Below are 5,995 nucleotides of genomic sequence, written 5' to 3'. Positions count from 1 at the left end.
CCAACAACGGTGCCGAATACGGCGGCATGACCCAGCAGCAGTTTGCGGGCATGGTCAGCAGCGAGGTCAAGCGCTGGGCGGCGGTGGTGAAGGCCTCTGGCGCAAAGCTTGATTAACCCCCCCAGAAGGTGTGAATGAACCCGCCATGCCCGCTCGTCCCGCAAAAACCCGCCCCGTCGTTGTTGCAAATGCTCGCCATAGCCGCGCTATGGCTGCGCTTTGCGCCTAGACGGAGCGCGTTTGTGCGGTCCGCTCGGACACGCCGGATTCATACACACCTTCCGCGCTTCGCGCCTTCCCCCTGAAGGGGGACGCCACCCGTGGCCTGGCAGAGCCAGTTCCACGGTGGCGCTGGCGATGGCGCTGCGCGAGTTGTTGCGGGCAGGGGACTTTGCAATCGTGATGGGCAACGAATATGTCGGGTGAAGTGTTAATGGAATCGGGTGAGCGTGGAGTGGCGCACGTCACCCTGCGCCACTCTGGGCGGCTGAACGCCATGTCGCGTGGCATGTGGCGGCAGCTGCGTGCGGTGTTTGAAGACATCCAGCAGCGCAGCGATGTGCGCTGCGTGCTCATTGCAGGGAAGGGCGATGCCTTCTGTGCGGGCGGTGACATTTCGGAGTACCCCGGCTTTCGGTTTGATGTCGCTGCCTTGCGGGACTTTCATGAGAACGACGTCTGGGGTGGGCTCAACGCCATGCTCCAGTGCGACGTGCCCATCGTGGCGCAGATCCGTGGCGCCTGCATGGGTGCCGGGGTGGAGATTGCCAGCTGCTGCGACATCCGCGTGGCGGGCAGTGGTGCGCGTTTTGGCGCGCCGATTGCCAAGCTGGGTTTCCCGATGGCCCCGCGCGAGGCGCAGTTGGTGGCCGGGGCCGTGGGCGATGTGACCGCACGGCAGATGCTGTTGGAGGCCGCCACCTTCAGTGCCGCTGACATGCTGGCACGCGGCTTTCTGAGCCGTGTGGTGGCCGACGACATGGTGGCCACCGAGGCCCAGGGAAGCGCACTGCGCATCGCCGCACTGGCGCCGCAGGCAGCCCGCATGAACAAGCAGACATTTCGGGCATTAAAAATGCCTCTGGCGCTTGATGGTAAAGCGCAAGCAGCTATGAAAAATATAGTAAACGGGGCGCCTGACCCCTATGCCTACGCGGACAGCGCCGAGCACCGCGAAGGCATCACCGCGTTCCTAGAAAAACGCGCGCCGTTGTTTTGACGGGCCCCGCCCGCCTTGTTGATCCAAACCTTTAAAACCGTCCAACTGCCATGAGCCAAAACAACCTCTTCAGCGCCCTGCGCGCAGCCTTCCCGTCTGACCTGGACAGCACCGCCGTCGAGACCATGGCGGCAGACGGCACCCCGCTGTTCTACACCTGGCGCGACCTGGACCGCGCCAGCGCCCGCATCGCCAACCTGCTCGCATCGCTCAAGCTGCCCCAAGGCAGCCGCGTGGCCGTGCAGGTGGAAAAGTCCGTCGAAGCCATGGCCCTGTACCTGGCCACGCTGCGCGCGGGCTACGTGTTCCTGCCACTCAACACCGCCTACCAAAGCGCCGAGATCGAATACTTCATCGGCAACGCCGAGCCCGCGGTGGTGGTGTGCTCGCCCGGCAACTTCGGCTGGGTCAGCAAGATTGCCTTCACGCTGGGCACGCAGCATGTGTTCACGCTGGGCGACGACCGCACCGGCAGCCTGCTCGAGCGCGCCACCCACCACAGCGATGAGCATCAGGCCGTGGCACGCAGTGCCGACGACCTGGCCGCCATCCTCTACACCAGTGGCACCACCGGCCGCAGCAAGGGCGCCATGCTTACGCACGGCAACATGCTGAGCAACGCAGTCATGCTCAAGGACTACTGGGGCTGGAAGAAGGGTGACGTGCTCATCCACGCACTGCCCATCTTCCACGTGCACGGCCTGTTCGTCGCCATCCACGGCGCGCTTATCAACGGCAGCAAGATGATCTGGATGGCCAAGTTCGACCCGAAGGCCGTCATCGCCGCCATGCCCCGCGCCACCGTGTTCATGGGCGTGCCCACGCTCTACGTGCGCATGCTGGCAGAGCCCGGCCTGACCAAAGAGGCCGTGAAGAACATGCGCCTGTTCATCGCAGGCTCTGCACCCCTGCTGATCGAAACCTTCAAGGAATGGCAGCAACGCACCGGCCACACCATTCTGGAACGCTACGGCATGAGCGAAACCATCATGCTCACCAGCAACCCCTACGCCGCTGACAAGCGCTACCAAGGCCAGGATGAGCGCCGTGGCGGCACCGTGGGCTTCCCCCTGCCGGGCGTCAGCCTGCGCGTGCAGGGCGACGACGGCAAAGACCTGCCCGTGGGCGAGATCGGCGGCATCCAGGTCAAGGGCCCCAACGTGTTCAAGGGCTACTGGCGGATGCCCGAGAAGACGGCGGACGAGTTCACCAAAGACGGCTACTTCAAGACCGGCGACGTGGGCAAGATCGATGAACGCGGCTACGTCCACATCGTGGGCCGCAGCAAAGACCTGATCATCAGCGGCGGCTACAACGTCTACCCCGCAGAGATCGAGGGCTACATCAACGAAATGCCCGGCGTTGCCGAAAGCGCCCTGGTCGGCGTGCCCCACCCCGACTTTGGCGAAGTGGGCGTAGCTGTGGTGATTGCCAAGCCCGGTGCCAAGCTGGATGCCGATGCCATCGTGGCCCAGCTCAAGTCGCAGCTGGCCAACTTCAAGATTCCCAAGAAGTGCTTTGTGCTGCCGGAGCTGCCGCGCAATACGATGGGGAAGGTGCAGAAGAATTTGCTGCGGGATCAGTACAAGGGGTTGTTTATGTGACGAGCGAAGGCTTGTCTCACGGGCGCCTTTGCATTCCCGCTCGAACGCTCCCATACGGAAAAGATCGAATGCGGCGAGTGCATGGTTTTATCGCTGGTGCGCTCTTCGCTGGTGCGCTCTTCGGTGGTGTGGTTGCGGTGACTTGTGAGGCCACAAGCCAACTCGCAGCATCGGCCTTGCCGCCAGTGTGCGTCTAGCCGACTTGGTGACATCTTGACGGAGACTGAAGATCAATGGCATTGCTTAAGAACGATCCTATTACCCAACTTGCGTTTTCCGCTTACGAGAACAGAGGCGTCTTTGCTGTGCTGCTGGGTTCGGGCCTATCTCGCTCAGCTGAAATTCCCACTGGTTGGGAGATCACTCTGGACCTCGTGCGCCGCGTGGCTGAAGCTCAAGGTGTCCCTGCGCAACCCGACTGGGCTGAGTGGTATCGCGAGCAGACAGGCCAAGATCCGAACTATTCCGTGTTGCTGGAGGAGATCGCCAGCTCACCCGATGAGCGTAGGGCGATCCTGCATCGCTACATCGAGCCAGATGAGCAGGATCGAGAGGAAGGTCGGAAGACGTCAACCAAAGCACACCACGCCATTGCGCAGTTGGTTCGGGCTGGGTATGTGCGGGTCATCGTCACCACCAATTTCGACCGGCTCATGGAGAACGCCCTGCGGGAACAGGGGATCGAGCCGACGGTCGTGGCCTCTGCGGATGCGCTCGCGGGTGCTGAACCTTTGACTCACAGTCGCTGTTATGTGCTCAAGCTGCACGGCGACTACAAGGACGCACGTATCCTGAACACCGATCAGGAACTGAGCACCTATCCCGAAGGCTACAACCGGCTGCTGGATCGCATCTTTGATGAGCATGGCCTCATAATCTGCGGCTGGTCGGGCGAGTGGGATCATGCTCTGCGTGCAGCCTTCCTTCGCGCCCCCAATCGGCGCTATCCGGTCTATTGGGCGGCGCGCGGAACGCTGGGACCGGGCGCGCAAGAGTTGGCAACGCACAGGGCCGCAAGGGCCATTCCAATCACTGGTGCCGATGAGTTCTTCCAAACTCTTCAGCAGCGAGTGGAGACCCTTGAGAAAAGCCAGCGTCAGAACCCTCTAAGCGTAGAACTGCTGGTTAGCAGCGCTAAACGCTATCTAGCCAAGCCTGAGCATCGCATTCAGTTGGATGAGCTTTTCGCACAGGAAACAGATCGGCTACTCGACCAATTGGACGGAGATACATTTTCCGCGCAGGAACAGTGGAGCCCAGAGAGCTTCCGTGCAAGAGTCCAGTTGTATGAGTCCATAACCGAGCCGCTGGCTCGCATGGCGGGCGTTCTCGGGCGATGGGGCGACGGCAAGGACTTTGACGTGGTGTTGGACGTGCTTCGCAGCCTGTACCACCACGCTGGCAAGATCGGTAACGGTCAAACTGCCTGGCTGAATCTCCGCGCCTATCCCGCCGTTCTGATCTTCACAGCCTATGGGATCGCGCTGACCAAAGCTGCGCGATGGGACGCGCTGCTCAAGCTGTTTTCGTCAGCGCTAGCCACGGAACATCGCGAACCGCAGCGGATTGTCTCGACACTTTTCCTCTGGTCGTGGGCAGGCGGCGAACAACAACTCTGGCAACAGCTCGAAGGTATGGATCGTCGCAAGACCCCGCTGAGCGATCATCTTCTGGAAGTGATGACGCATTGGCGCAAGAGCTTCGCAGGCGCAGGCGCAGATGCAAATTTCGAACTGCTATTCGAGCGTTTCGAGTTGACGGGATCGCTTGCTGCGTTCCATGAGAACGATGAGGCGCAGTTGGAGAAAGCGATCGAGGCATCAGCAGCGCGCAATGATGTGCTTGCCTGGATGCCAGTTGGCCGACCCGGCTGGCACGGCGCCGGGGCACGAACGCTGCTTCAAGAGCTTGAGGATGAGTCTCGGATTGCTGAGCTTTTGAAGGCAGGCTACGCCAAGGGAAGCCGACGCTTTCTTCAACTCTTCGCCGAAAACTTCAGGCTGTATGCCCGACGTATGAGCTGGTAACGCAGTTGCTTACCCGTGCAATCCGGTCCACCATCGCGTTGGCGGCATCAACCCGCTGTGGCTGCAACAGTGGCGACGACGTTGGCACCACCCACGCCTTGCTGCGGCGCGCAAAAGATACAGCCCGACCCTGCCTCTGCAGCCGCAGGCGCAGCCGCCCCTTCTGCATGGTTGCAGCAATGCTCCAGCCACCCGGCCACCAGCCGGTACACCGACAAGTTGGTGCGGGCCGTGGGCGCGCACAGGTAGTAGCCCAGGGGGCTGTCAAAGCGGTCTTTCAGCGGCTCGACCAGCGTGCCCGCCTGCAGTTCGTCCTCCACCAGGCAGGTGGGCACGATGCCCACGCCAAAGCCTGAGACTGCCGCGCGGATGATGAGCGAGTAGAGGTTGAAGCCCGGCCCGAAGCGGCTGGCGCTGGTGTCCAGGCCGTTGGCCTCCATCCAGTCTTGCCAGGCCAGGGGTACTTCGATGTGTTGCAGCAGCGTGGCGCGCATCAGGTCTTGCGGGGTGTGCAAGGGCAGGGCGTCGCGCAGTTGGGGGCTGCAGACGATGCTGGTTTCCTTGCCAATCAGGTAGCGCGCATTGGCGCTGGGCCAGTTGCCGTAGCCGTACTGGATGGCGGCGTCGAACTCGTGCGGCGTCGCAAAGTCGTGCGCGTGCTGGTAGCGCACAAAGTTCAGCGATACCTGCGGCAGCGTGCGCTTGAAGTGCCCCAGGCGCGGGAACAGCCACTGCGCCGCAAACGTGGGCGGCACGGACAGGTTGAGCGAGCCGCCATCGCCCCCGTACGACATGAGCTGTGCTGTGGCCGACTCCAGCGCGGCCATGGCGGGGCGGGTGGCGTTGAGGTAGGTGGCGCCCGCCTCGGTCAGCTCCAGCCCCGTCGCCTTGCGGATGAAGAGCTTTTGGCCCAGGTAGTCCTCCAGAGCGGCGATATGGCGGCTGATGGCGCTTTGCGTGACGCACAGCTCGCGCGCGGCCATGGTGAAGGCCTGGTGCTTGGCAGCGGAGTGGAAGGCGTTCAGTTCCGAGATGGTGGGGCACAGGCGGCGCATGGGTGTGACTTAGATGGTATGAGTACAGCTCATGGGATGGTGAGATTTTAGGCGTTGCGGATAAGGGCAATTGGCCCGATAAATGCGTCC

4 protein-coding genes and 1 pseudogene are annotated in these 5,995 nt (G+C 62.3%); 4 read left to right on the top strand and 1 reads right to left on the bottom strand.

Annotation, left to right across the window (positions count from 1 at the left end):
• The 4 genes and pseudogenes from ACK4OE_RS24820 to ACK4OE_RS24805 all read left to right on the top strand — a co-directional run.
• A pseudogene (locus ACK4OE_RS24820) lies at nt 1-116 on the top strand (tripartite tricarboxylate transporter substrate binding protein); the annotation flags it as partial.
• Between the two features lie 299 nt (nt 117-415).
• Nucleotides 416-1,219 carry an enoyl-CoA hydratase/isomerase family protein gene (locus ACK4OE_RS24815; protein ID WP_409889098.1) on the top strand — a complete coding sequence of 268 codons (804 nt, stop codon included), beginning with the start codon at nt 416-418 and terminating at the stop codon, nt 1,217-1,219.
• A gap of 50 nt (nt 1,220-1,269) precedes the next feature.
• Entirely contained in the window at nt 1,270-2,823 is a 1,554-nt protein-coding gene (locus ACK4OE_RS24810) for a malonate--CoA ligase (RefSeq protein ID WP_409889096.1), read from the top strand.
• 233 nt (nt 2,824-3,056) lie between these two features.
• Entirely contained in the window at nt 3,057-4,850 is a 1,794-nt protein-coding gene (locus ACK4OE_RS24805; RefSeq protein ID WP_409889094.1) for an SIR2 family protein, read from the top strand.
• A gap of 47 nt (nt 4,851-4,897) precedes the next feature.
• Here the strand turns inward: ACK4OE_RS24805 and ACK4OE_RS24800 are convergent, their stop codons facing one another.
• On the bottom strand, nt 4,898-5,905 hold the full coding sequence (locus ACK4OE_RS24800) for a LysR substrate-binding domain-containing protein (protein ID WP_409889092.1): 1,008 nt from the start codon (nt 5,903-5,905) through the stop codon (nt 4,898-4,900).
• Nucleotides 5,906-5,995: the final 90 nt, after the last annotated feature.

This window comes from Acidovorax sp. (genome assembly GCF_046314175.1).
Classification (GTDB): domain Bacteria; phylum Pseudomonadota; class Gammaproteobacteria; order Burkholderiales; family Burkholderiaceae_C; genus Acidovorax.
The sequence above is the reverse complement of the archived record's forward strand: the minus strand, read 5'-3'. Positions and strand labels throughout refer to the sequence as shown.

Bases quoted from the DNA above. Each gene is read 5' to 3' on its own strand.
- ACK4OE_RS24815 (WP_409889098.1), top strand. From the start codon at position 416: ATGTCGGGTGAAGTGTTAATGGAATCGGGTGAGCGTGGAGTGGCGCAC.
- ACK4OE_RS24810 (WP_409889096.1), top strand. From the start codon at position 1,270: ATGAGCCAAAACAACCTCTTCAGCGCCCTGCGCGCAGCCTTCCCGTCT.
- ACK4OE_RS24800 (WP_409889092.1), bottom strand. From the start codon at position 5,905: ATGCGCCGCCTGTGCCCCACCATCTCGGAACTGAACGCCTTCCACTCC.
- ACK4OE_RS24805 (WP_409889094.1), top strand. From the start codon at position 3,057: ATGGCATTGCTTAAGAACGATCCTATTACCCAACTTGCGTTTTCCGCT.